This window comes from Kribbella sp. VKM Ac-2569 (assembly GCF_004216905.1).
Taxonomy (GTDB): domain Bacteria; phylum Actinomycetota; class Actinomycetes; order Propionibacteriales; family Kribbellaceae; genus Kribbella.
Genome location: NZ_SGXJ01000006.1, coordinates 311,245 through 335,475, shown reverse-complemented (window position 1 = coordinate 335,475; position 24,231 = coordinate 311,245). Strand labels below are relative to the sequence as shown.

General features: G+C 67.9%; 18 protein-coding genes. 6 read left to right on the top strand and 12 right to left on the bottom strand.

Annotated features, from left to right (window positions below; all coding sequences use genetic code 11):
- Positions 1-26: 26 nt before the first annotated feature.
- Positions 27-824: a hypothetical protein gene (locus EV649_RS35675; RefSeq protein WP_130388102.1), complete on the bottom strand. Its 798-nt coding sequence runs from the start codon at positions 822-824 to the stop codon at positions 27-29.
- An 87-nt stretch (positions 825-911) separates the two neighbouring features.
- Positions 912-3,068, bottom strand: coding sequence for a (Fe-S)-binding protein (locus EV649_RS35670; RefSeq protein ID WP_130388101.1), 2,157 nt, complete (start codon positions 3,066-3,068; stop codon positions 912-914).
- A 189-nt stretch (positions 3,069-3,257) separates the two neighbouring features.
- Here EV649_RS35670 and EV649_RS35665 point away from each other — a divergent pair, with 189 nt between their 5' ends.
- On the top strand, positions 3,258-3,785 hold the full coding sequence (locus tag EV649_RS35665; protein ID WP_130388100.1) for a hypothetical protein: 528 nt from the start codon (positions 3,258-3,260) through the stop codon (positions 3,783-3,785).
- A gap of 1 nt (position 3,786) precedes the next feature.
- On the opposite strand, the gene EV649_RS35660 is transcribed toward EV649_RS35665, so the two are convergent.
- On the bottom strand, positions 3,787-5,238 hold the full coding sequence (locus EV649_RS35660; protein WP_130388099.1) for a helix-turn-helix domain-containing protein: 1,452 nt from the start codon (positions 5,236-5,238) through the stop codon (positions 3,787-3,789).
- 83 nt (positions 5,239-5,321) lie between these two features.
- On the opposite strand from EV649_RS35660, the gene adh reads away from it, so the two are divergent.
- Both adh and EV649_RS35650 read left to right on the top strand, forming a co-directional pair.
- The gene (gene adh, locus EV649_RS35655) at positions 5,322-6,845 is read left to right on the top strand and encodes an aldehyde dehydrogenase (protein WP_130388098.1); all 1,524 of its coding nucleotides are present in this window, start codon (positions 5,322-5,324) and stop codon (positions 6,843-6,845) included.
- A 4-nt stretch (positions 6,846-6,849) separates the two neighbouring features.
- Entirely contained in the window at positions 6,850-7,230 is a 381-nt protein-coding gene (locus EV649_RS35650) for a DUF779 domain-containing protein (RefSeq protein ID WP_130388097.1), read from the top strand.
- 46 nt (positions 7,231-7,276) lie between these two features.
- Here EV649_RS35650 and EV649_RS35645 read toward each other — a convergent pair whose 3' ends face one another.
- The 6 genes from EV649_RS35645 to EV649_RS35620 form a co-directional block, all read right to left on the bottom strand.
- Positions 7,277-7,762 (bottom strand): hypothetical protein, encoded by a 486-nt coding sequence (locus EV649_RS35645; RefSeq protein WP_130388096.1) that lies wholly within the window; start codon positions 7,760-7,762, stop codon positions 7,277-7,279.
- Positions 7,763-7,778: 16 nt separating this feature from the next.
- Positions 7,779-10,250, bottom strand: coding sequence for a GH116 family glycosyl-hydrolase (locus EV649_RS35640; RefSeq protein WP_130388095.1), 2,472 nt, complete (start codon positions 10,248-10,250; stop codon positions 7,779-7,781).
- On the bottom strand, positions 10,234-10,950 hold the full coding sequence (locus EV649_RS35635; protein ID WP_130388094.1) for a hypothetical protein: 717 nt from the start codon (positions 10,948-10,950) through the stop codon (positions 10,234-10,236). Before EV649_RS35635 ends, EV649_RS35640 begins: the two co-directional genes overlap by 17 nt.
- A gap of 107 nt (positions 10,951-11,057) precedes the next feature.
- Positions 11,058-11,882 (bottom strand): carbohydrate ABC transporter permease, encoded by an 825-nt coding sequence (locus EV649_RS35630; RefSeq protein ID WP_241999090.1) that lies wholly within the window; start codon positions 11,880-11,882, stop codon positions 11,058-11,060.
- Positions 11,867-12,646: a sugar ABC transporter permease gene (locus EV649_RS35625; RefSeq protein ID WP_241999088.1), complete on the bottom strand. Its 780-nt coding sequence runs from the start codon at positions 12,644-12,646 to the stop codon at positions 11,867-11,869. Before EV649_RS35625 ends, EV649_RS35630 begins: the two co-directional genes overlap by 16 nt.
- Positions 12,647-12,729: 83 nt before the next feature.
- Complete coding sequence (locus tag EV649_RS35620) at positions 12,730-13,992, bottom strand: sugar ABC transporter substrate-binding protein (protein WP_241999086.1); 1,263 nt, start codon at positions 13,990-13,992, stop codon at positions 12,730-12,732.
- Positions 13,993-14,357: 365 nt separating this feature from the next.
- Between EV649_RS35620 and EV649_RS35615 the strand changes: the two genes are divergently transcribed.
- The 3 genes from EV649_RS35615 to EV649_RS35605 all read left to right on the top strand — a co-directional run bounded on the left by EV649_RS35615 (position 14,358) and on the right by EV649_RS35605 (position 19,691).
- The gene (locus EV649_RS35615) at positions 14,358-15,569 is read left to right on the top strand and encodes a peptidase S8 (protein WP_130388091.1); all 1,212 of its coding nucleotides are present in this window, start codon (positions 14,358-14,360) and stop codon (positions 15,567-15,569) included.
- 274 nt (positions 15,570-15,843) lie between these two features.
- The gene (locus EV649_RS35610) at positions 15,844-18,699 is read left to right on the top strand and encodes a M36 family metallopeptidase (RefSeq protein WP_241999084.1); all 2,856 of its coding nucleotides are present in this window, start codon (positions 15,844-15,846) and stop codon (positions 18,697-18,699) included.
- A 533-nt stretch (positions 18,700-19,232) separates the two neighbouring features.
- A complete protein-coding gene (locus EV649_RS35605) occupies positions 19,233-19,691 on the top strand; it encodes an SDR family NAD(P)-dependent oxidoreductase (RefSeq protein ID WP_277875750.1) in 459 nt (152 codons plus the stop codon).
- A gap of 27 nt (positions 19,692-19,718) precedes the next feature.
- Here the strand turns inward: EV649_RS35605 and EV649_RS35600 are convergent, their stop codons facing one another.
- From EV649_RS35600 to EV649_RS35590, 3 genes are read right to left on the bottom strand one after another with little or no spacing between them, the layout of a single operon-like run.
- Positions 19,719-20,216, bottom strand: a complete 498-nt coding sequence (locus tag EV649_RS35600) for a nitroreductase/quinone reductase family protein (protein ID WP_130388088.1) — start codon at positions 20,214-20,216, stop codon at positions 19,719-19,721.
- A 27-nt stretch (positions 20,217-20,243) separates the two neighbouring features.
- Complete coding sequence (locus EV649_RS35595; RefSeq protein ID WP_130388087.1) at positions 20,244-21,248, bottom strand: methyltransferase; 1,005 nt, start codon at positions 21,246-21,248, stop codon at positions 20,244-20,246.
- Positions 21,249-21,296: 48 nt separating this feature from the next.
- Positions 21,297-24,173 carry a LuxR family transcriptional regulator gene (locus EV649_RS35590; protein WP_198682862.1) on the bottom strand — a complete coding sequence of 959 codons (2,877 nt, stop codon included), beginning with the start codon at positions 24,171-24,173 and terminating at the stop codon, positions 21,297-21,299.
- Between the last annotated feature and the right edge of the window lie 58 nt (positions 24,174-24,231).

Sequence of the window (24,231 nt, the reverse complement as noted above, 5' to 3'; positions counted from 1 at the left end):
GGTGGGAAAATGACCGATTCCGGCCGTTAGCGTCGAACGATGTTCTTCGCCGAGGGCGCCTTGATGCTGACAGGCTTGCCCCAGTCGTCGGCCGTCATGGTCGCGGAGACCCCCTGCATGTCGAAGACCACCTTGTACATCAAGTGGTCGGCCGACCCCATCCAGATCGTGTAGACGATGTTCTTGGGCATGCCGGCCGGCATCTTCTGCCCCTCTGCCTTCATCGCGGCCGCGACATCGACGGTCACCGCGTAACGATCGACCTTGTGGCCACTGAGTGTCTCGGTCTTGATGTACTGCGCATTCCGCAGGCCGGCGTCGAAGGCGTCGTAGATCTTCGTCGGCGACATCTCCTCCAACATGCCGCCGAGCTCCTTGGCCATCGGGTTGTCGGAGTTGGCGTCGATCTTGAGGTACTTGCCGGCCGGCAGGTCGGGGGTCGACAGGTAGACGACGTCGTCGATCAGGATCATCTTCATCCGGCCGCCGAACTCCGCGCCCACCATGTCCAGCTGCGCCGCGAGCGGGTTCATGGACAACACGCCGCTCATCGTCATCGTCTGGCCGCCGGCGACCATCCGCATCGTCAGCCGGGCCGTGTCCTTCCCGATCATCCCCTTCTTCATGGCCGGCATGAAGCTGGCCGCGTCGAGATGTGCGGCAGGTGCGACCTTCTGTGGCGCCTGGCTCGACGTCGCGGTGGCCGGTGTCGACACCGGAGTCGACGGCTTGTAACCGGTGGCCTTGGGCTCTCCACCGCAGGCGGCGAGGCCGAGGGCGAGTGGTATTGCGGCCGCGGTGGCCACGGCGGCGCGGAACTTCATGATGCGTTTTCCTCCCCAGGTGATTCAGACGGTGGATCTTATGGTCTGGACCACCCGGGGAGGAAGAGTTTTGCAGCTAGTTGCAGGTCAGCTTTCCCCACGCTTTACGGAAGCGAGGAGGAGCTGAGCGACGTCCTGGACCTCGACCGACTCGCGTGCCGATCCGTCGGCCTGCTTGGCGGTGAGGCCGTCGGACAGCATCACCCGGCAGAACGGGCAGCCGGTGGCGATCTTGTCGGCGCCGGTCTCGACCGCCTCGGTGGTCCGGTTCAGGTTGATCCGAGTGCCGAGCTTCTCCTCCATCCACATCCGCGCGCCGCCGGCGCCGCAGCAGAACGACTTCGTCTGGTTCCGCGGCATCTCGGCGTACTCCGCGCCCGGGATGATGTCGAGCAGTTCGCGCGGGGCGTCGTACACCTGGTTGTGGCGGCCGAGGTAGCACGGGTCGTGGTAGGTGATCTTCTGGCCGTTGAGCGAGCTGTCGGCCGGCGCGACCGGGGTCAGCTTGCCGTCGCGGACGAGCCGGTTCAGCAGCTGTGTGTGGTGGATGACGTCGAGCTCGACACCGAGCTGCGAGTACTCGTTCTTCAGGGTGTTGAAGCAGTGCGCGCAGGTGGAGACAACCTTGCGGACTCCTGTCTCCTTGAAGACCTCCGCGTTCTGCATCGCCAACTGCTGGAACACGAACTCGTTGCCGGACCGCCGCGCCGGGTCACCGGTGCAGGTCTCGCCGTCACCGAGCACTGCGAACGAAACGCCGGCGATGTTCAGCAGCTCGGCCACCGCCTGCGTGGTCTTCTTCGCGCGGTCCTCGAACGCGCCGGCGCAACCGACCCAGAACAGGTACTCGACCTCGTCCAGCGACTCGACGTCCGACCCGACCTGCTTGACCTCGAACGGCAGGTCCTTGGCCCAGTCCATCCGGCCGGACGGGTTCATGTTCCACGGGTTGCCCTTGTTCTCCAGGCCCTTGAACAGCCCGTTGAGTTCGGACGGGAACGACGACTCGATCAGCACCTGGTACCGGCGCATGTCCATGATCGCGTCGACGTGCTCGATGTCGACGGGGCATTGCTGCACGCATGCGCCGCACGACGTACAGGCCCACAGCGCCTCCTCGTCGATGACCGCGACGTCCGCGGGTCCGACCAACGGCTTCTCCTGCTCGGCGAGCACCAGCTCCGGCAGCGACTTGCGGGTGTCGTCATCGGCGGCCAGCAGGTACGGCGCCTTGGCGTACGCGTGCTCGCGCAGATTCATCATGATCAGCTTCGGCGACAACGGCTTGTCGGTGTTCCACGCCGGGCACTGCGACTGGCACCGCCCGCACTCGGTGCAGGTGGTGAAGTCGAGCAGGCCCTTCCAGGTGAAGTCCTCGACCTTGCCGACCCCGAGCGCCGCGTCCTCGTCGAGCTCGTCGATGTTCTCGAAGTCGATCGGAGCACCGTTGACCATGATCGGTTGCAGCGCGCCGAGCGCCGTACCGCCGTCGGCCTTGCGCTTGAACCAGATGTTCGGCCAGGCGGTGAACCGGTGCCAGGCGACGCCCATCGTCGCGTTCAGCGAGATCGTGATCATCCACGCGAACGAGATCAGGATCTTGATCATCGCGACCAGATAGACCGTGTTCTCCAGTGCGTGCTCGGACAGGCCGCCGAACAGACCGTCGCCGACGAAGAACGTGGTCGGGAAGTGGAACTTGGTCCCGCCGCCGAGCTCGTACTCGAGGCCGCGGAGCAGCAGGATGCAGATCAGTACGCCGAGGATCGTGTACTCGACGTAGTACGCCTGCCAGGCGGTGGATCCGAAGAACCGGCTGTAGCGGCCCTTCTCGCCGCGCGGCAGGTTGCGCAACCGGATCGCCATCAGCCCGATGATCGAAATCAGGCCGGTCCAGGTGAGGAACTCGCTGACCCACTCGAACACGAACCAGTGACCGATCACCGGCAGCACCCAGTGCGGGTCGAACAGTTGCCCGAACGCCGTCACCAGGCTGAGGAACAGCCCGATGAAACCGAACGCGACGAACCAGTGCAGTACGCCGATGTGGCTCCACTGCAGCATCCGGGTGTGGCCGAGCGTCTCCTTGGCGAGCGTGACCGAGCGCTGCCCAGGGTTGTCGGTGCGACCTGCGGCCGGCTGGCCGAGCTTGATGACGGACACCATGTGCCCGATCGTCTTGCCGAACAACGCGACACCGACGGCGGCGATCGCGAGCGAGACGACGATGGCGAGGATCTGCATACCAGCGATGTTATTGGTCGGTTACCCGTCAGTCATGTCTGTGTAGGGCTCGTCACGCCGCCAATTCCGCTGTCACCGAATCGACACACAGCGTTACAGAAGATTCGTTGCGCCTGGAATGGATCGATCCGTAAGTTTCTAACCACTGCAACCGCAGTATCTGTCAATCGGTTTCGGTGGGAGAGAGCCATGCGTCTTCGTCGGGGAATCGCTGCTGGAGTACTGATCGCGACCGGTCTCGTGGTGCCGGCCGCAGCGAACGCGGCGCCGGCCGCGGCCAAGAAGTGCGACACCAAAGCGGTCTACTGGTACGAGCGCGGCGGGCACGAGGTGTACGTCGGCACGAACCTCTACAGCGACTGGATGGAGGGCCCGGGGCGGATCACCTACCAGAAGACCGCGACCTCGGAGTCGAACTCGTCGTGGTCCGGTGATCTCGGGGTGAGCATCCCGCTGGTGATCGCCGAGATCCAGAACAAGTACTCCAAGACGGTCGGGAAGTCCCACGCGGTCACCGACAGCTGGTCGTACACCGCCGAAGTGCCGTCCGGCAAGGTACGCCGTTTGCACCAGCTCAAGCAGTCTTGGCGGGTCCAGGTGGTGCGCTGGAAGTACACCACCAGCGACTGCAAGAAGACCAAGGAAGTCAGCAACAAGACCGCCACGTTCCCGACCAAGAACCGCGACTACATGTGGATCCTCGTCGGCCGGGAGTAAGTCAGTCGAGCAGTCTCGTCAGGCGGGCGGCGACGGCGGCGCGGCGTGGGTCGTCCGTCGGCAGGCCGGCGGCGAGGGCCTCGAAGATTTCCAGGTCCTCGGCGCCGGTGGTGGTCTGCGCGAACTGCCACAGCAGGTCGGCGTTGCGCGCGTCGAGGGCCGCGCGGCGGAGGGTGGCGTCGAGTTCGTCACGTTCGGAGCGCAGTGCCGGGGCGTCGGAGCGGGCGAGCAGCGGACCGGCGTACAGCTCGAGGGCCTTCGGCAGGTCGCCGCTGCGGAGGGCTGCCTGTACTTCGGTCACGTCACCGGTGACGTCGGCGATGATGCGGTACGGCTTCGTGTCGAGGACTCCGCCGCCGAGCAGGTTCCGCAGCCGGTGCATCTCGGCGCGGACCGTCGTCGGGTTGCCCTCGTCGCCGTACAACTGGAGCATCAGCTGCTCGGCCGTGAGCCCGGTCGGCTGCAGTAACAACAGTGCGAGTACTTCGGCGCGCCGCAACGTCAGCGCGATCTCGCGACCGCCCACGACCGCGATCGGCTGCCCCGAGCCGAGCAGCTTCAACCGCAACGACGGTCGCGTACGGCGTACCGGCGTACCGGGCATGCGGAGCAGGAACCCCTCGTCCAAGCGCTCCACCAGACCTTCCCGGCCGTCGCCGAGGTCGATACGGTCGGCGCCGTCCGGTACGACGAGGCGATCGGGCAACCATTCGAGCGGTTGGACCGCGAGTACGCGGCCGGTCGGGGTCAGCAAGGCGCCGGGCGCATCGCCGAGTGCCATCAGGTGCCGCATGTTGCGGGCGCGCAGCATCTCGTCGGCGGCGGCCATCCGGACCTTCAGCTGTCCCTCGGCAAGCTGAGCCGCCGCGGTCACCAGGGCGACCATCGCGGGGTGGACCGTGCGCAGCGGTCCGGAGACGTCGACCGCGCCGAGCAGCTTGCCGGTGTCGGGATCGTGAACCGGCGCGGCGGCACAGGTCCATTCGTGGATCCGGCGGACCAGGTGCTCGGCCGAGTGGATCTGGACCGGTTGGCCGACGGCGAGCGACGTACCCATGCCGTTCGTCCCGATCTTCTCCTCCGACCAGACCGCACCCTCGGACAGCGCGATCCGGTCGGCCTGGCGTTTCACCTCGGACGAACCCTCGCGCCACAGGATCGTCCCCTGGGCGTCGGTGATGATCATGATGTGCGACGCCTCGTCGGCGATCGTCGTCAGCGTCTGCCGGAGCACCGGGAGGACGGCCTGCAGTGGGTGGTTCTCGCGGATCGCCGCGACCACGTCCGGGTCGACGATCACCGGTGGCGCGTCCAGTTCGGGATCTACCGCGGCCGCGAGAGAGCGCTCCCAGGAAGCGGCGACCAGCGGGCGCGGGTCGGCGGCGGCCCTGCCACCGCCGAGAACCTCGTCGTACAACTCACTCAACCGGCGGGCCTGATCCGGTGCGTCCATGCCGCCTCACTCCGCGCTGCAACGTCGGTGCAACGTTCATTCTCCTACCTTCGGTCCAACGTCGGGTATCCGAAGGAGAACCAATGACGATCTTCGCAGCTCCCGGGCAGGATGGCAGCCCGGTCACGTTCAAGTCGCGCTACGACCACTACATCGGTGGCGAGTGGGTGCCGCCGGTCAAGGGCGGGTACTTCGAGAACCCCACTCCCGTCACCGGTGAGACCTTCACCGAGATCGCACGCGGTACGGCGGACGACGTCGAGCGCGCCCTCGACGCCGCCCACGGTGCCGCGCCGGGCTGGGGACGGACGTCGCCGGCCGAGCGGGCGAACGTCCTGAACAAGATCGCCGACCGGATCGAGGCCAACCTCGAGCTGCTCGCGGTTGCCGAGTCCTGGGACAACGGCAAGGCCGTCCGCGAGACGCTGGCCGCCGATCTGCCACTGGCGATCGACCACTTCCGGTACTTCGCCGGCGCGCTGCGGGCCCAGGAGGGCTCGGTGTCGGTGATCGACGACGACACGATCGCCTACCACTTCCACGAGCCGCTCGGCGTGGTCGCGCAGATCATCCCGTGGAACTTCCCGATCCTGATGGCGGTCTGGAAGCTGGCGCCCGCGCTGGCGGCCGGCAACGCCGTCGTACTCAAGCCGGCCGAGCAGACCCCGGCCTCGATCCACGTGCTGCTCGAGCTGATCCACGACCTGCTGCCACCCGGCGTACTCAACGTCGTCAACGGGTTCGGCGTCGAGGCCGGGAAACCGCTTGCCTCGAGCAACAGAGTCGCCAAGGTCGCGTTCACTGGTGAGACCACGACCGGCCGGCTGATCATGCAGTACGCGTCCGAGAACATCATCCCGGTGACGCTCGAGCTCGGCGGCAAGAGCCCGAACGTGTTCTTCGCCGACGTCGCGTCGTCCCGGGACGACTTCTACGACAAGGCGCTCGAGGGCTTCACGATGTTCGCGCTGAACCAGGGCGAGGTCTGCACCTGCCCGTCGCGGGCGCTCATCCAGTCGTCGATCTACGACTCGTTCCTCGGCGACGCGGTGGCCCGGACACAGGCGATCAAGCTCGGCAACCCGCTCGACACCGACACGATGATGGGCGCGCAGGCCAGCAACGACCAGTACGAGAAGATCCTCGCCTACATCGAGATCGGTCGCGCCGAGGGCGCTCGGGTCGTGACCGGTGGAGCTCGCGCGGAACTGGAAGGCGACCTGGCCGGCGGGTACTACATCCAGCCGACGGTCTTCGAGGGCGACAACAAGATGCGGATCTTCCAGGAGGAGATCTTCGGTCCGGTCGTCGCGGTGACGAAGTTCGACGACTACGCCGACGCGATGAAGATCGCCAACGACACGCTGTACGGACTCGGGGCGGGCGTCTGGTCGCGGGACATCAACACGGCGTACCGGGCCGGCCGGGAGATCCAGGCCGGGCGGGTCTGGACGAACAACTACCACGCGTACCCGGCGCACGCGGCGTTCGGCGGGTACAAGAACTCCGGCATCGGCCGGGAGAACCACAAGATGATGCTCGACCACTACCAGCAGACCAAGAACCTGCTGGTCAGCTACAGCCCGTCGAAGCTGGGCTTCTTCTGAGCTCATGGCGGTCGAGAAGGTGTTGCTGACAGACGCGGCGGCGGAGTGGTTGCGCCGCCTCACCGGGATGCACGGTCCGCTGATGTTCCACCAGTCCGGTGGCTGCTGCGACGGCAGCTCGCCGATGTGTTACCCGGACGGGGAATTTCGAACGGGGTCGGCGGACGTGCATCTCGGCGATCTGGTCGTCGACGGGGTAGACGATCCGATCGGCTTCTGGATGTCCGCGAACCAGTACGAGTACTGGAAGCACACCCAACTCACCGTCGACGTGGTGAAAGGCCGAGGCAGCGGCTTCTCGGTTGAAGCTCCCGAGGGCGTCCGCTTCCTGATCCGCTCCCGCCTCTTCACCGACAAAGAGTCCGCAGAACTAGGACTCCTCTGATCGAGTGCCGACCGTCCGGTGGCGTTGCCGGACGGCCGGCACTCTCCTATTTCCCGAGTACGGCGGCGTAGATCGCCGAACTGTCCCGCTCGCTGTTCGCGTCCTTCAGCTGCAGGATCTCGAGCCGCTGGCTGTCGCTCGCGTCCCGCAGCCGTAGGGCGTCGGCGACGTGTGGCCGCTCCACGACATGCAGCCAGAAGGTCAGGTCGATCTTCCAAGCCTGGGTGTGCAGGACCGCGTAGAAGCGTTCGTCGGTGATTGCTGGTGTCGGTCGGCGGTCTTCACGTTCGTCCTGCATGTGGACGCTGCGGAGCTCGACGCGCTGGGCGAGCGTCGTCAGCCCGGCGAGGACAGTCGCGGCCGTCGCGTCCGGTGCGTCGAACATGACGTCGAGGTCGCGGTCGACCATCAGCCCGGAGAGGGCGCTGCCGATCAGCACCGGCTTCCACGGGAACGCTGCGCCGAGGTCCAGGAGTTGGTAGAGCTCCTGAGCCTCGGCCTGCAACGACTGCGCACGCTCGACGAGGGACATTCCTCGACGGTAGGCGTCAGGTTGTTGTGATCACCAAGGGTTTTCCTGGGTGGATCGGGGCGTCGATCTCGTACGGCGTGCCGTCGAGGTGGATTGTGCGGAGGTCGAGGTGGCCGGCTTTGCAGTGGATGGTGAGGGTGGTGCCGTCATGGGTGGCGGTGGCCCAGCCGGTGTTGGTGGTGAAAGGGAATTGCCAGGTGTTGCCGGATCGGGCCAGGGCGAGGGGCGCGAAGGTGATTGTTTTGGTGATGGCGTTGTGGCGGTAGCCCGTGAGGGCTTCGAGGACTGACCAGCCGGCGGCGTTGCGGATGTAGTGGTCGCCGCATTCGATCGGGTTGAACGGGTTGCGGCGGGTTCCGTCGTACCTGGTCCAGAGGCCTTGCAGGATGGACATGCCGTCGTCGGTGAGACCTTCATAGAGGCAGTGGGCGGCGACCTGGTACTCCGAGCCGGTCCAGACCTCGTCGCAGTACCGCGTGGGGATGTCGGGGCGACCGCCGTGCGGCCAGGTGCACATGAGGAGTCCGGTGTCGTCGCCGTCGGCGAAGACGCGGTACGGGTGGTCGAAGTCGCGGAAGCCGGTCCGAAGGTTGTGCCGTACGACGTTGCGCAGCGCCGTACGCACGTGGTCCTCCGGAAGCACGTAACCGAGGTCCAACTGGTGCGCCCACCACTGCCCGATCAGCTGGTCTGCCAAGCAGCCGTCACCCCACTGGAAGTCACGGGTCTCGTCCGGGTCCAGGATCTGCCGGTAGTACTCGCCTGTGAAGAGCAGTTCGTCGTACGCCGTGCTGCCCGTGTCGAACAGGCTGCGGTACTGCTTGGCGTCCTCACCGAGCAGTAGCGCCATCTCCTCCGCCGCACGCAGTGCCGCGAGCCACAGTGTGCCCATGAACGAGTTGACGCCACACAGGTCGATGTCGTGCGTACTGGGTTGGATGCCACGCAGTACGCCGTCCCGCAGCCACTTGCCGTGGATGTGGTCGAGCAATCGGACCACCTGAGGCCAACGCCGACGCAGCCAGTCCAGACCGGCGCCCTGGCGCACCTCACGGTAGGTCTTCAGTACGCTGCCGAGCATCCCGTCCAGTGCGGGCTCTTCGGGCCCACCGATCACTACGTCCCACAGCTGCTTCACGTAGAGCGGTGCGCGTACCCGGTGCGGGATGTACCCCTCCGGTGCCTGCATGACGTCGTACTCCGTGTCACGCATGTTCTGCTCCAGCGACGGGAACAGGCGGGACAGAGTCTGCTCGTAGTTCCACACGTGCGTGCAGTTGAGCGGACACGAGCCGCCGTACCGGCCGCCCCACATCGCGGTGGATGCGCCGAGCACGCCTTCGAACCCCAGTACGTCGCCGTCCGCGGTCTGGAAGACGGTTGGACTCCGTACGTCGGCCGCTAGCGCTGCTAGCCGTGCACCGGCCTCGCCGGGCAGACTGCTCTGCTCGAACGCCTCCGTCCAGGCGGTGGTCAGTGTTTCCAGTTCGGACCAGTGCTCGATGAAGTGGTCGGCTGCGGCGACGGCGTCCGGCGTACGACGGGTGTACGCGTTGCCGAGCCAGAAGCGGCTGTGACCGTACTCCGGGTGCGGGCCGAACTGGTTGAAGTCGACATATCGGTTCGGGAAGTGCCACGCGATCAGGAACCGGATCTGCTTCGTCTCACCCGGCTGCAGGTTGAACGGGACGGCCAACCCACCGTTCCACGTTGTCCCGGGCGCGCTCGAACCGCTCACCGGTGTCACGGGACCGTTGAGAAAGGCAACGAACTCCTCAGGCCGGGCCCACTGCGCACAGACTAGTCCAGGGCCATCGGTGGCGAGCACCAGTTGACCCGCTCCGGGATGGTCGGCAGGCAGTCCACCGTTCTCCATCACCACAGACGTCCAGCCGTCGGCCTTCCGCATACGGTTCGTGTTGCCGCCGTACAGGCTGCAGGACACGCCGTCGACGGGCGTGACGCCGTCCCAGCCGACTGAGTTCTGGAGCGCGCTTGCGAGCTTGCCGTGGACGGCGATGTCACCCGGGTTGTGCAGCGTGAACGTGAACCCGACGACCGGCTGGGAGCTGGCCGCCGCGTCTGACGGCACCAACGGGTTGAACACGTCCAGGCTGATCTCAACCGGCAGCTCCGTCTCGTACTCCACGTGCGCGCGGGGGTACGTCGCGGTCACCTGAGTCGGACCGATTGACGGGATTGCCTCGTGCAGTCGCTTCTCGCCGGCCGGCACCACGTCATCGGTGACCAGCGGGGTGTCGGTGGGTTCCAGCGGCGGACCCTGGAGGAGACGGATCTCGTCGAGCGGCGGCTCGATCTGGGAGAGGCGGATCGCGAAGAAGCTGTCCGGCACATGTCCTTCGTGGTTGCCGATGTTGTGCAGCTGCCACTGCCGCAGCGCGCCGTTGCCGGCCAGCGCGACGGTGCCGGTGCCGAGACCTCCCAGCGGCAGTGCGAAGTGTCGAAGGTTCTCACCGGTGTAGTGCATGTTTCTCCGTCCCATAAGAAGTCCAGGTACCGGCAGAGGCGAACAGAGCCACCGGACCGGGGGCGAGCAGGAGTAGTGAGGCCGCAACCGAGGTCCCGAGGAACAGCGCTACGAAAACGAGTGCGAGTACGCCGAGTGGGACCAGCGGAGCGCGGGCGACCAGGTGGAGCGCGATGAACCAGAGCGTCTTGCCGCGCAGTCCTGAGGTGACGCGCAGGCTGAACGCGAAGCAGGAAGCCAGTAGTAGCAGCACGCTGGCACAGCCGCTAACCGCCAATGGGACAGCGAAGACCGGCCCGGAGTACAGCTGCCAGTTGAACAGTCCAAGCGCGGCCACGACACCAGGCACCACCCCGACCCCCAGACCCGCAAAGGCGTGCTTCCGCAGGTTTTTGAGCAGTACTGCGACACCACCGCGATCCCGCAAGACGACTGCGTCCGTGGTCGCGATGACTGCTCCCCAGACAGGTGAGATGAGGAGCGCGGCGAGTAGGACGCTGAGTGGTGACAGCCCCGGACTGAGCAGGACGACGAGAGCCCCCGCAGTACACACCAGGATGCCGGCGGAGGCGAGGAGCGGCAGCTCGCCCCAAAGCGCACCGAACGCAACAGGAAGCCGATCCCGGACCGCACCAACCGGATCATCCGCGCCGGCAACACCACCCGCGACCCCGGCCCCCTCGCCCCCGGCCCTCCCCAATTTGCCTGGCTGACCAGCCAAATGGGACTCGGCTGGGTGCGGTGGCGACCAGTCGGCCCCTGGCCGGTCGGCTCCGGGGCGATCGGACGCGGGGCTGGGTCGGTGCGTCATGCGCGGAGTCCCGTCGACGCGATGGAGGCGATGAACGAGCGCTGGAAGATCAGGAACAGCACGAGGATCGGCAGCACCACCAGTGTGATCGCGGCGAACAGTACGACGGCCGGACCGCCGCCGACCGCGCCCTGCAGCGACACCAGGCCGACCGGGAGCGTCATCTTCTCCGGCGACGACAGGAAGATGTACGGCCAGAAGAAGTTGTTCCAGGACGCTTCGAAGACGAAGATCCCGAGCGCGGTCAGCCCCGGCCGCGCGAGCGGCAGGATCACCCGGAACAGGATCCAGAAGTGCCCGGCGCCGTCCATGATCGCCGCCTCGTCCAGCTCCCGCGGGATCGACGAGATGTACTGCCGCAGGAAGAAGATCCCGAACACGTTCACCAACGCCGGCAACCAGATCGCCACCGTCGTGTCCACCAGATGCAGCCAGCGCATCATGATGAAGATCGGGACCACGGTCAGCTGCACAGGAACAACTAGCGCTGCTAGCAGAACCGAGAAGATCTGGTCCCGCCCCGGGAACCGCAGCCGGTTGAACGCGTACGCCGCCAGCGCACTGGTCAACAATGCGCCGGCGGTCGTGATCACCGCGATCTGCAGACTGTTCCACGCCATCTGCGCGAACGGGATCAGGTCCGGCACCTGCTGGAAATTCTGCAGCGTCGGCGGTCGCGGAATCCACCGCGGCGGCAACTGGAACGCGTCGATCGGCTCGGACAACGCGTTCACGACCAGCCACACCAGCGGCGCGATCATCACCACCCCGCCGAGCACCAGCACGAGGTCGAGCAGCTTGCCCTTCACTGGTGCACCCACCTCCGGCTCAGGCGGAACTGGAGGCCGGTGACGACCATGATCACCACGAACAGGACGAGCGACAGCGCCGCGGCGTACCCGACCTCGAAGGACTGGAAGCCCTTCTCGTACGTGTACTGCACGATGCTCCGGGTCGCGCCGTCCGGGCCGCCCTGGGTCATGATCACCATCGGGTCGAAGATCTGGAACGCGCCGATGAACGTGATCACCGTGGCGAAGAAGATCGTCGGCGACATCACCGGCAGCGTCACGCTCCAGAACCGCCACCATGCGTTCGCGCCGTCCACCCGCGCCGCCTCGTGGAGCTGCGCCGGCACGGTCTGCAGACCGGCCAGCAGGATGATGAACGTGTACCCGATCGTGTGCCACCAGTCGACCACGATCAGCGTCGGCAACGCGAGCGTCGGCGAGGCCAGCCAGTTCGTCGTTGCCGAGAGGTAGTAGTTCGCCAAGCCGAACGCGGGATCCAGGACGTACTTCCAGATCAGCGCGACCGCCGCCCAGGACACCAGGAACGGAAAGAAATAGGCGGTTCTGACGAAGTACTTCGTTCCGCGCGTCATCGTCCGGTGTACGCCGAGCGCGAGCAGCATCCCGATCCCGATATGAGTCACCACCGACGCGAGAGCGAAGACGAAGGTGTTGATCACGGCGCGGACGGTGGCGCCGTCGGTCACGAGTTGCTTGAAGTTGTCCAGACCCGCGAATTCCGGCGTACTCAGCAAATCCCAGTGGAACAGGCTGAGCGCGAAGGCGGCGACCAACGGCCCCGCGACGAAGACGACGAAGAGCAGGATGGCTGGGCTGATGAACAGGTAGCCGGGGAGCCAGTCCCTCCGCTGCGGTTTCAGACCAATCCCTCCAGCGTGGTCTGGGCCTTGCCGAGCGCGTCGGCCGGTGCGGCGTTGCCCGTCAGCACCTGCTTCCAGCCGTCCTCGATCGCCTTCTGTACGGCGGCGCCCTTGTCCGGCGACGGGATCGGGGTCGCGTAGCTCAGTGCCTGGTACAGGTACTCCGTGCCCTTCGGCGCGTCCTCGAGGAACGACTGGCTGTTCGCGATCGACTTCCGCGCCGGGACGATGGTGCCGCCGAGCTGGGCGAACGTCGACGAGCCTTCCTTCGAGATCAGGAACTTGATGAACGTCCAGGCGTCGTCCTTCTTCTTCGACGCCTTCAGGATCGGGTACCCGTTCCAGCCGACCGGCGAGCCCTGCTGCACCTTCACAGGCCAGGGCACGATGCCCATCTTCGACGTCGCCTTCAGGTTCCGGATGCTGATGATCGGCCAGCGGCCGCCGCCGAACATCGCCAGCTTGCCCTGCGCGGCCGCCGTGAACGCGTCGAACGTGCCGCCGGGCGGCGGCGACAGCTTGTCGGCGACCAGCTTCCGGTTGAATTCAGCGGCCTCGATCACCTTCGGGTCGTCGTACGTCGGCTTCGACCAGTCCTCGGAGAAACTGCTGGTCCCGTTGGTGAGCAGCCACGGCATGATCGCGGCGAAGTACGCCGAGTCGGCGGCGTACCCGAAGGCGCCGGTCTTCGCCTTGATCTGCTCGCACGCCTGCCGGAAGTCGTCCCACGTCCACTTCGCCGTCGGCTCCGGTACGCCGGCCTTCGCGAACAGGTCCTTCGAGTACCACATGCACATCGTGTTGAACTCGCCCGGCAGGTAGTAGGTCTTGCCGTCGGTGGAGGCATACTTCTTGTCCCACTCGATCAGGTTCGGGTCCATGTCGCCGTAGTACTCGTCGATCGTCGCCTTGTCCTTGGCGATGTAGTCGTCGAGCGGTGCGAGCAGGCCCTTGGACGCGAACAGCCGCTGGCCCTCGGTGGCGATCTGGATGACGTCGGGCACCTGGCCGCCGGCGATCCGGGTGGAGAGTTTGTTGAAGAAGTCGCCCCAGTTCGACAGCGGGATGCCCTCGGCCTTGAGCTTGATCTCCGGGTGCTGCTCGGTGAACTTCGCGAACAGCTTGTTCCAGGTCGCCTGCTGCTCGGCCGTTCCCATATAGACGAACGACAGCTCCTTGGTGGACGCGCCGCCCCCACTGCCGCCGCCTCCGCAGGCGGCCAGCGATGCGGCGAGCACCGTACCTCCGCTCGCCTGCAAGAAACGTCTCCTACTGAGCACGGGCTGATCCATGACGGAGCCTCCAGGCAGGGAAATCGATTTCTCAGGGATCCCGGCAGCATAGTCCTGGGGGCTGAAACCGTGTCAAGGGTCGGTGCTCCGGAAACTCAGGGGGAAACCTTCATCGGCTCGCGCACCCCTCGTGACACTGCGATCACGCGCAAATTCTGGTCCAGTCGGGGCGGTTGTCACGGAGTCACCCATGACATTTGTCAGCGGTCCGATCGCTGGCTTCCGGTGCTCCGGCGGACGCACGATGCGATCACCCCCAAATCAAGCCGGCCTCCGCCCACCGGCCGAACGGGACCCACACGCGGAGGCCTGCGCTACCTCGAGGAGTCCAGTTGAGGCAACGGATTCTCGTGTCCGCCCTGGGTGTCGGCGCATTGGCCGTCGCAGGACTGACCGCCCAAGCACTGACGGCGTCGGGCGCCACCGCGGCCCCGTCTCCCTACACCGTCGGCAAACACGCCGCCCGCGTCTGTTCGGACGCGAAGGCCAAGCACACCGCGAGCTGCAATGCGGTGAAACTGGTGAGCCCGGACGGCCGAACGCCGGCCGCCACCGCACCGCCGGCCACCGGCCTGACCCCGACCGGCCTGCGCGACGCCTACAAGCTGAACGGTCTGAGCGCCGGCGGCCGGACGGTCGCGATCGTCGACGCCTACGGCTACCCGAACCTGGAGCGCGACCTCGGTGTCTACCGCTCGCAGTTCGGCCTGTCGGCGTGTACGACGGCCAACGGCTGCCTGAAGGTCATCAACCAGAGCGGCGGCACGACACTGCCGCGATTCAACGTCGGTTGGGCCGGCGAGCAGGCGCTCGACGTCGACGCGGTGTCGGCGGCTGCGCCGGACGCGAAGATCGTCGTCGTCCAGGCGAACTCGGCGAGCTTCGCCGACCTCGGCGCCGCGGTCGTGACGGCGTCCAAGCAGCCGGGAGTCGTTGCCATCTCCAACAGCTACGGCGGTGGCGACGCGTCCGACGCGACGTACGGCAGCTACTACAACCACCCGGGTATCGCGGTCACCGCTTCCACCGGTGACGACGGCTACCAGGGCGGCAGCTACCCGGCATCCTCGTCGTACACGACTGCTGTCGGCGGTACGTCGTTGGTTGCCGCTAGCAACACTCGGGGCTGGAGCGAGTCCGTGTGGAGCGGTGCCGGCTCGGGCTGCTCGACGTACAACACGGCTCTGAGTGGCGCGTCGTCGTTCGACACCGGCTGCTCGAAGCGCGCGATGGCCGACGTGTCCGCGGCGGCCGATCCGTCCAAGGGCGGTATGGCGATCTACTACCCGACGACCAAGACAGCGTCGACCTGGGCGCAGTTCGGCGGTACGAGTGAGGCCGCGCCGATCATCGCGGCGGTCTACGCGCTGTCCGGCAACACGGCCGGGTACGCGAACGCGTTGCCGTACGCCCATCCGGGCTCGCTGTTCGACGTGACGAGCGGCAGCAACGGCACGTGCCCGACAACCCAGTGGTGCAACGCCCGCGCCGGCTGGGACGGTCCGACGGGCCTCGGTACGCCGAACGGCGCCGGAGCCTTCTGATTCGACACTAGGAGCGATCGGGCGGTGGCTACGTGCAACCGCCCGATCGCTCCTAGTACTGTTCCGGACACGAAGGAGAACCCTCGACTCCGCGGTATTCCGGAGAATTTTCTTCCCCGGAGACCCCCTCAGGCTTAAGGTCGGCCCCCGGGGACGGGTCGTGGAGGGCGACCCGCGAACACGAACTTGATGGAGATTTGCTGTGACAACATCACGCAGAGGGCGGGGGCTCTTAGCAGTCTCAGCCGTCTCCGCGGCCGCCACTGTGCTGGCCATGACGGCCGGCGGTGGCGCGGACGCTGCCCAGAACTCCGGTGCCGAGGGCAAGAAGCCCGCGCAGGCCGAACAGAGTGCAGCCAAGGACCGCAAGGGCAACTTCGACGCCCGGACGCCGAACGCCCGCACCACCTACGCCCGCTCCGCGAAGGTCGAGGGCAAGGAGACGGCCGCCGCGAAGAAGTTCCGCGACTCGCTCGGCGCCCAGGGCGTCGTCTCGGTCGACCCGAACACCGGTACGCCGGCCCAGGTGACCAAGCTGAACGGCTTCCTCACCGGCAAGAGCGCGAAGAAGGCCACGGACGTTGCCCTCGGCTACGTGCAGGCGCACCCTGAGATCTTCAAGCTGTCCGACGCCGACCTCGGCACGCTGAAGCTGCGTAAGGACTACGTCGACGATCTCGGCACCCATCACGTGTTCTGGTCGCAGGTCGTCGACGGCGTCGAGGTGTTCGGCAACGGTCTGAAGGCCAACGTCACCAAGAACGGCCAGCTGATCTCGGTGATGGGCTCGCCGGTCTCCGGCCTTACCTCCGCCGCGCAGAGCCGGTCCGCCGTCGCAGCGTCGAAGGTCACCGCCGCGGGCGCCCGCAGCGCCGCGATCCAGGACGCCGGCGGTACGACGAAGTCCGCGACCGCGACCACGTCCGGCGTGAGCACCAAGTGGAGCAACGGCGACACCGCCAAGCAGGTGTGGTTCCACACCGCCGACGGGCTCCGCAAGGGCTGGCTGACCTACACCAACTCCGGCGGCACCAAGATCTACAGCCACGTCGTCGACGCCCAGACCGGTGCCACGCTGTACCGCAAGGACCTGGTCAGCGAGGGCAACGGCGACGCGTTGGTGCAGGACAACTACCCGGGTGCCGCGAAGGGCGGCACGCAGCGGGTCGAGAACCTGATCTACAACAACTGGCTGCCGAAGAACGCCAAGACCCTCCTGGAAGGTACGTCGGTCGCCGCCTTCGCGGACGTCAACGACGACAACCAGCCGAACGCCGGTGAGACGGTCAAGGTGCCCGGCACCAAGACCGGCGCCGAGTACAAGCTGACCACCTTCCCGAACGCGTCGTCGTTCTGCTCGACCTCGTTCATCTGCACCTGGGACCCGGCGAAGCCCGACTCCTGGAAGACCAACCTGAACCAGGACGTCACCAACGCGTTCTACCTGGCCAGCAACTTCCACGACTGGCTGGCGAAGGCGCCGATCAGCTTCACCCCGGCGGCCGGCTCGTTCGACACCGCGGGCGGCGACCCGGTGCACCTGAACGCCCTCGACGGCGCGGCCACCGGTGCGAACGGCGGGCCCGACGCCAACCACGACGACAACGCGAACATGTCGACACCGCCGGACGGCACCTCGCCGACCATGCAGATGTACCTGTGGCACTCGCCGGGCAAGTCCGACGAGCAGGAGCCGTGGGTCCCGGCGAGCGGTGCCAACGACGCCAGCATCCTGTACCACGAGTACACGCACGGTCTGTCGAACCGCCTGGTCGTCGACGCCACCGGCAACTCGACGCTGAACAGCATCCAGGCCGGCTCGATGGGCGAGGCGTGGAGCGACTTCTACGCGATGGACTACCTGGTCTCGCACGGCCTGGAGAAGGACACCACCGCTGCTGGTGAGGTCCTCGAGGGCAAGTACGTCGCGCACGGCGACCTGTTCCGCACCCAGGCGATCGACTGCCGCGTGAAGGCCGTGAGCCCGAACTGTGTCAAGGCGAACGGTGCCAAGGGCGGCTACACGTACGGCGACTTCCCGACCATCGGTTCCCGCGGGCCGGAGGTGCACTCGTCCGGCGAGGTGTGGGCCCAGACTCTCTGGGACCTGCGCGAGCGGTTCGGTCGCGCCTACGCGATGAGCATCATCACCCGCGCGATGGAGCTGTCGCCGGCCGACCCGACGATGCTCGACATGCGCAACGCGGTCGTCCAGGCCGACCTGGTCGCCAGCGGCGGCAAGAACGCCGACATCATCTGGACCGTGTTCGCCAACCGCGGCATGGGCTGGTACGCCGGTGTCGTCGACGGCGGTGACGCCTACCCGGCCGAGGACTTCCACAAGCCGCCGACAGGTGCGACCACCTCGCTCACCGGCACCGTCAAGGACAAGGACACCGGTGCTCCGGTGGCCGGCGCGCTCGTCTATGTCGGCGGTCACTCGTCGGGCTACGCCGGTGACTACGCCGGCTCGACCGACGCGACCGGCAAGTACACGATCACCGGCGTTGCCCCGGGCACCTACCCGAAGGTTGTCGTGTCCGCTCCGGGCTACGAGCTGCTCGTCCAGCCCGTCAAGGTCAGCGCCGGCGCTCAGGCGAACTTCGTACCGCGCCGTAACTGGGCCGCCTCCTCCGGTGGCGGAACGGTCGCCGGCTTCAACGGTCCGGACTACAGCGACTTCGGTTGCGGTCCGGGCGGTGCGATCGACAACGCCCAGGGCACCGGTTGGGGCAGCACCACCGGCGACGACAACGGCACGCCGACGGGCACGATGGTCCCGAAGCACGTCGACATCAAGCTGCCGGCGAAGGTGAACATCAGCTCCTTCAACGTCGACCCGTCAGCCACCTGTGGTGACTCGGGCACGGCGTCGACCGGGCAGTACCGGATCGAGACCTCGGCCGACGGCTCCACCTGGGCGACCGCTCAGGAGGGCACCTTCACCACCGCCAACCAGGGCAAGTACAACCTGCTCACCCCGAGCGGCAACGCGACCGGCGTCCAGTACGTCCGCTTCTGGATGCTCAGCCCGCAGGTCCCGGACTTCGCCACCACCTGCCCCGGCAGCACCACCAGCGGTTGCAGCTTCACCGACCTGACCGAACTCCAGGTCTTCGGCACCAAGTAAACACACCACCCCGAGAAGGCCGGCCGAGCAACAACTCGACCGGCCTTCCGGCATTCCACCCCCAAACCACCACCCCACCCGCGCCACCACCCCACCCGCGCCACCGCCCACTCGCGCGTCCTACCCACCGACCCACCCGCGCCGCCCACGGCGTGATTCACGCGAGCGGATATCCGGCTCTTGTGACTGATGTGTGGGTGGTCGACGGGTCCAGGGCGGCGCCAGACAGCCTGTCGGCAGGTCCACCGGTGGCGGGTTATGTCCACCGCTCGCCTCCTACTTCCCGCCTTCGGACACAGAACCCGCCAGCCGGCAAACACAACACCCACATCTCCGGCACGACCGTCGAGAGCGGGGACACAAAGTTGCAGATAGCGACGATTTCTTTCCCTGCCACGACAGCTCACACCGCCCGCCGTGTGGCCTCACGCGGAGTCGTGGCGTTTGGTTGCCCCTGGAAACCGCGAGTCGTGGATCGAGGCTGCATTTGACCGCCGGACGGCTCGTCGCGCCGCGCGGTCCCGGGGCGGATTGTGAATGTGAGTGCTCCGACCGGGCGGGTTGCGATGCCGTTGCTCGGGGCGTTGTCGGCGAGCAAGGCGAGGCTGGAGGCGATGTCGAACGCGCTCCGGCTGGAACTGGCGGCGTGGAAGATCCCGGTCGTGGTGATCGAACCTGGAACCACCGAAACCGAGATCTTCGCGCGCGCCGGCGCCGCCGCGGATGCCGCGATGCAGCACGCCGATCAGGAGCGAATCGGCTTGTATCAGGCGCATCTGGCCGCCTACGAGAAGGCGATGGACCGCTTCAAGCCCGGTCCGGTGGACAAGGTCGCCGAGGTCATCGTCCGCGCGGTCGAAGCACGCCGCCCCAAGCGCCGGTACGCCGTCGCCGAGGCCCGTACCCTCGGCGCAATCCTCCCGAAACTCCCAGCGGGGTTGAGGGATCGCGTGCTCGCCGGTGCTGTGGGACTGAACGGCATCAAACCCTGAGCACTGGTCGCCGAAACGATTTCCCGGTCATTCGTCGAGGGCCGCGGACTCTAGCTCGAGGCGGATGACGCACCTGCCCAGGGCCGCACCCAGTGCGGCAAGTTCGGCGGCGGTCGGCTCGTGCCCCTTCGGACTGCGGATCCCCATCCGCTGGGCCGAGCCACCGCTGTCCAGCGACTTGCGGACGGCCGCACCCATCTCCTCCGGGGTGAGGCGCACGAGGGTGCCGTGGGTGTGGTGCGCCCGGCCGCGGTAGGTCACGGTTACGGGCGTCCGGGTCGCGAAATTGTGCCGCCACTGCCCCTTGGTGAAGGCCATGAAGACTCCGTCCACGCGGTTCATGTTGACGGGGACCCGGATGGTGCGGCCCGAGCGCCGGCCGTGGAACTCCAACAGCATGACGCCGTCCATTCGCCTGCCGAGCGGTGAGGCGAGCAGCGGCCGCATCACGTGGTTCATCGTCCGCAGCACCCAGCGTGGGGGCGGTGGTACGAGGCGGACACCGGCCGCAGATTCGGTTGCCATGACTCCTCCTCGAGTCGGTAGGTGTGGTCAGATCGCCACGGCCTCGAGCACCCGCATGGTGCCCGCGGTCTCGATGACGGCGGTGGTGCGGAACCCGGCGTCGCCGAGGAGTACGCCGAGTTGCGCCGGTGTACGCTCGCGGCCCCCGGTAAGCGCCAGCATGATCACGTCGAGCGTGGCCGCGCGCGGGTCGTCGACGTCATCGTCGCGGATGCCCTCGACGATCAGCACGGTCGCGCCGGGCGAGGCCGCACTGCGGATCGCGCGCAGGATCGCGGTCGCCTCGGCGTCGTCCCAGTCGTGGATGATTTCCATCAGCACGTAGCAGTCGGCACGCGGCAAGGGGTCCACGAAGAAGTCGCCGCGGTGGTAGCTGAGGCCGGGGCCGGGCTCCGGCAACGAGTCCACCACTCCGGGCAGCTCGAACAGGATGCCCCGCGTACCCGGAGCCGCCTCGAGGACGGCCCGTAGCAGGTGACCGCGTCCGCCCGCGATGTCCGCGACCGTGGCGAACGGCTGGAAGTCGTAGGCGGACAGTACGGCGCCGATATCGGCCTGCGCCTTCGCCTCCATGGCCCGGTTGAAGGTCTCGGCCGCTTCCGGATGGGACCGCAGGTAGGTCCACAGGCCGCCCGGGGAGACGCTCTCGATCGCCGGCGCGCCGGTCGCGAGCGTGTGAGTGAGCCGGGCGAAGGTCTCGTCGAAGACCGGCAGGCCCATCATCTGCGCGAAGGCGCGCATCGACCTGGGGTGGTCCGAGCGGAGCAGCGCGGAGGTGTCGTTGTGGCTGTACGTCGACCCGCGGCGCGTGAAGACTCCGTGGCTGACCAGCAGCCTGAGCACGCGGTCGAGGGAGTCGGGGTCCACCGCGCAACGCTCGGCCAGCGCGGCGACGTCGGACTCGTCGTCGACCTGGTCGGCCACCCCGAGCTGGGCGACCACGTGCAGGCAATGCGCCGGAACGGCGGCGTTGGTCAGAGACCAGACGGTCTCGTGGGCGAGCGTGGCAGCGGAAGCGGTGTCGGTGGTCATGACCGCACCGTAGGAGCGCCTTCCCGTCCGTGGGATCCGTGGATCCACTCAGGCGTGGTACTCAACCCGATGCGCAGCCCAGGCGGCCACCTGCGCACGGTTGGCCAGCCCCAGCTTGGCCAGTACGCTCCGCACGTGCTGCTCGACGGTGCGCTCCGAAAGCACCAGGCGCGCCGCGATCTCGCGGTTGGTGAGCCCTTGCGCCACCAGCCGTGCCACCTCCGTCTCCCGCGGCGACAGTGCGACCACGCCGGCGAGCCGGTCCACCTCGGTCTGGACCGCCGCGGCCGTCGCGACGTACGGCGTCATGCCGAGCCGGCGCGCTGCCGGAGCCGCCTCACCGAGGAGGACACATGCCCGGGCCAGGTCGCCGTGGTCACGCCGGTCGGCCAGCGCGGCGGCGAGGCGGATCTGGGCCTCCACCCGGAAGCCCGCGGCGCCGGCGCGCGCACAGTGGACATCGGCCTGCTCGAGGTCGGCCACGGCCTCGTTCAGGAGCCCGAGCCGGTGTGCGGCCACGCCGAGCCACAGCTCGACCGGCCCGAAATAGCAGACCTGGGCGATGCCGCTCACGACATGGTGGCCGCGATGGGCGGCGAGACGATCGCGCAGGTAGGACAGGTCCCCGACGTCGTCGAGGACGTCCGACACCGCGATACCGAAAGCATCGACGAGCAGCACCACGTGCGGCGGCGGACGCCAGGACTCGACCGGACCGAACGCGCGGTACAGCCGCTCTGCCTCCTCGAGCTCGCCGGCCGTCGCGTGGGCGTGCGCTGCGGCCACGTGAGCGATCAGCCCGAAGCCGCGCAGGACCTCCGGGTCGCCCGATATCATCGCGCTGGCGTCCATCGACCGCCGGTCCGGCCCGACGTGGCGGCCGACCACGGGCAGCAGGGCCGATCTGAGCACGAGGGTGGACGCCAGGCCCCGCGCCTCCATGAGCTCGTATGCCATGTCCTCGAGCCGCACCGCGTCGGCGTACCGGCCCTGCGCCTGCGCCAGCACCGCACGGCATTTCACTACGTCGAAGCGGGCGGTGAGCCAGCCGAGCGACGAGGCGCACCGGGCCAGGGCGTCGACCTCGTCGGCCACCCGCTGGAGGTCGCCGCGCTCGCTCGAGGCATCGATCTGCCACAGGTGAGCCGCCAGCTCGGTGGGCGCATCGCCATCCCGCGCGGCCAGCTCGAGCATCCGCGCGGCCAGGAGCTCCCGCTCAGCCAGTCCGCCGGGGCCGGCGCAGACGATCCGGCGGGCCGCCATCGCCGCGCCCAGCGCCACGGGGTCGTCGCAGGCCGTCGCGATGGCGAGCGCCTCATCGCTCTCGGGGGCGACCGTCTCAAGGTCGCTGCCGAACATGTGGGTGTCCACCACCCGGGCGAGAAGTCGCGCCCGCAGCGACGTGGGCTCCGGGCCGAGCGCCGCCAGGGCCTCCTTGCACAGCCTCCGGGTCACGACCTCGAAGCCCGGCGCGCTCGCGGTCACCTCCATCACGAGTGCCGCCTCGGCGAGGAGGTCTGCCCGCTCGAGCTCGCGGGCGACGTCCGCGGCGTCCAGGCAGGCCCGGAGCCGGCCGGCGAGGTTCCCCGCCAGGTGGTCGGCGCGGCCGACCAGCAGCAGCAGCCGAACCCGGTCGACGGGGGCCAGCTCGGCCTCCCCCAGCACTAGTGCACGACGCAGCAGCAGCGCCGCGTCCTCGAAGGCCAGCTGGCCCATCGCCCGCACGGCGGCGCGCTCGAGCCAACCCGCAGCGACCAGGCGATCGTCCCCGACGATCGCCGCCTCGGCGCGGTGGTGGGCGATGTCGAAGACGTGGGCGCCAGGGGACGCGCCCACGCGCGCTTCCAGTGCTTCGGCCGCAGCCCGGTGGAGCGCGCCGCGCATCGGCACCGGTAGCGCGTCGAGTACGGCGTCGCGCACGATCGCGTGGGCGAAGCACCACCGGCCGGCGGCGTCCGCAGGCTGGAGCAGCGCGGCGTCCTGTGCCTCACCGAGCAGCCGCACAACCTCCGTCGGATCGGCGTCGGCGAGCCTGGCGAGTTCCGGGACCGACACCTCCTCGCCCAGGACGGCCGCCGCCCGGACCACGTCCGCGGCGGCGGGTGCCAGGCTGCGCAGGCGCTCGGCGATCGCCGCACGCAACGCGGCGGTCACCGGCACCCGACCCGGATCCGGTCCGGCTGCGAGCGCGCGGCCGACCTCCCCTACGAAGAACGGGTTGCCGCCGGTCGAGGCCCGGACCCGCTCGACCAGGGCGTCGTCGACGGCGCGTCCGGTGAGCTCGAGGAGGCGCCGACGTACCGCCGTACCGTCCAGCCCGCCGAGAGCCAGATCGGTGGCGACCGGCTCGCTCAGCAGGGTGCCGAGGACGTCGATCTCCGGGCCTCCTGACTGTCGGCGCGCATTGACTACCAGCAGCAGCCGCTCGTCCTGCAGCGCCTTCGCCACGTGCTGGAGCAGTCGAAGGCTGGCCTCGTCGGCCCAGTGCATGTCATCGAGCACCAGCAGCAGGGACGACCGCCGGGCCACCTCCCGTACCAGCCGCGCGACGCCGTCGAAGAGCCGGAACCGGTCCTCGGGAGTCGTCCCCAGCTGGGGACCGCCGGTGTCGCGCAGACCCGACAGCTGGGCCTCCAGGCCGCGTTCCCGGGCCAGATCGTCCAGCCCGACGACCTCGTCCACTCCGCGCAGTGCCTGCCACCAGCACCAGTACGGCGGAGACCCGGAGGCCTCCACTGCAGCACCGAAGCCGGTGAGGAACCCCTCCCCGCGGGCGCGCACCACCAGCTCCCGGGCCAGCCGGGTTTTGCCGACGCCGGGCTCGCCCCGACAGACGACGAGTTGTGGCCGGCCCGTCCCAGCGGCGTCGAGGCAGGCTGACAGGGTGGCGAGCTCTCGGTCCCTCCCGACGAGGCCGTCTGTCATGTTCACCCCCCCGGCGGTCCACCAGTTGCGTCCAGTGCACCACAAGAGGCTGGGGGCC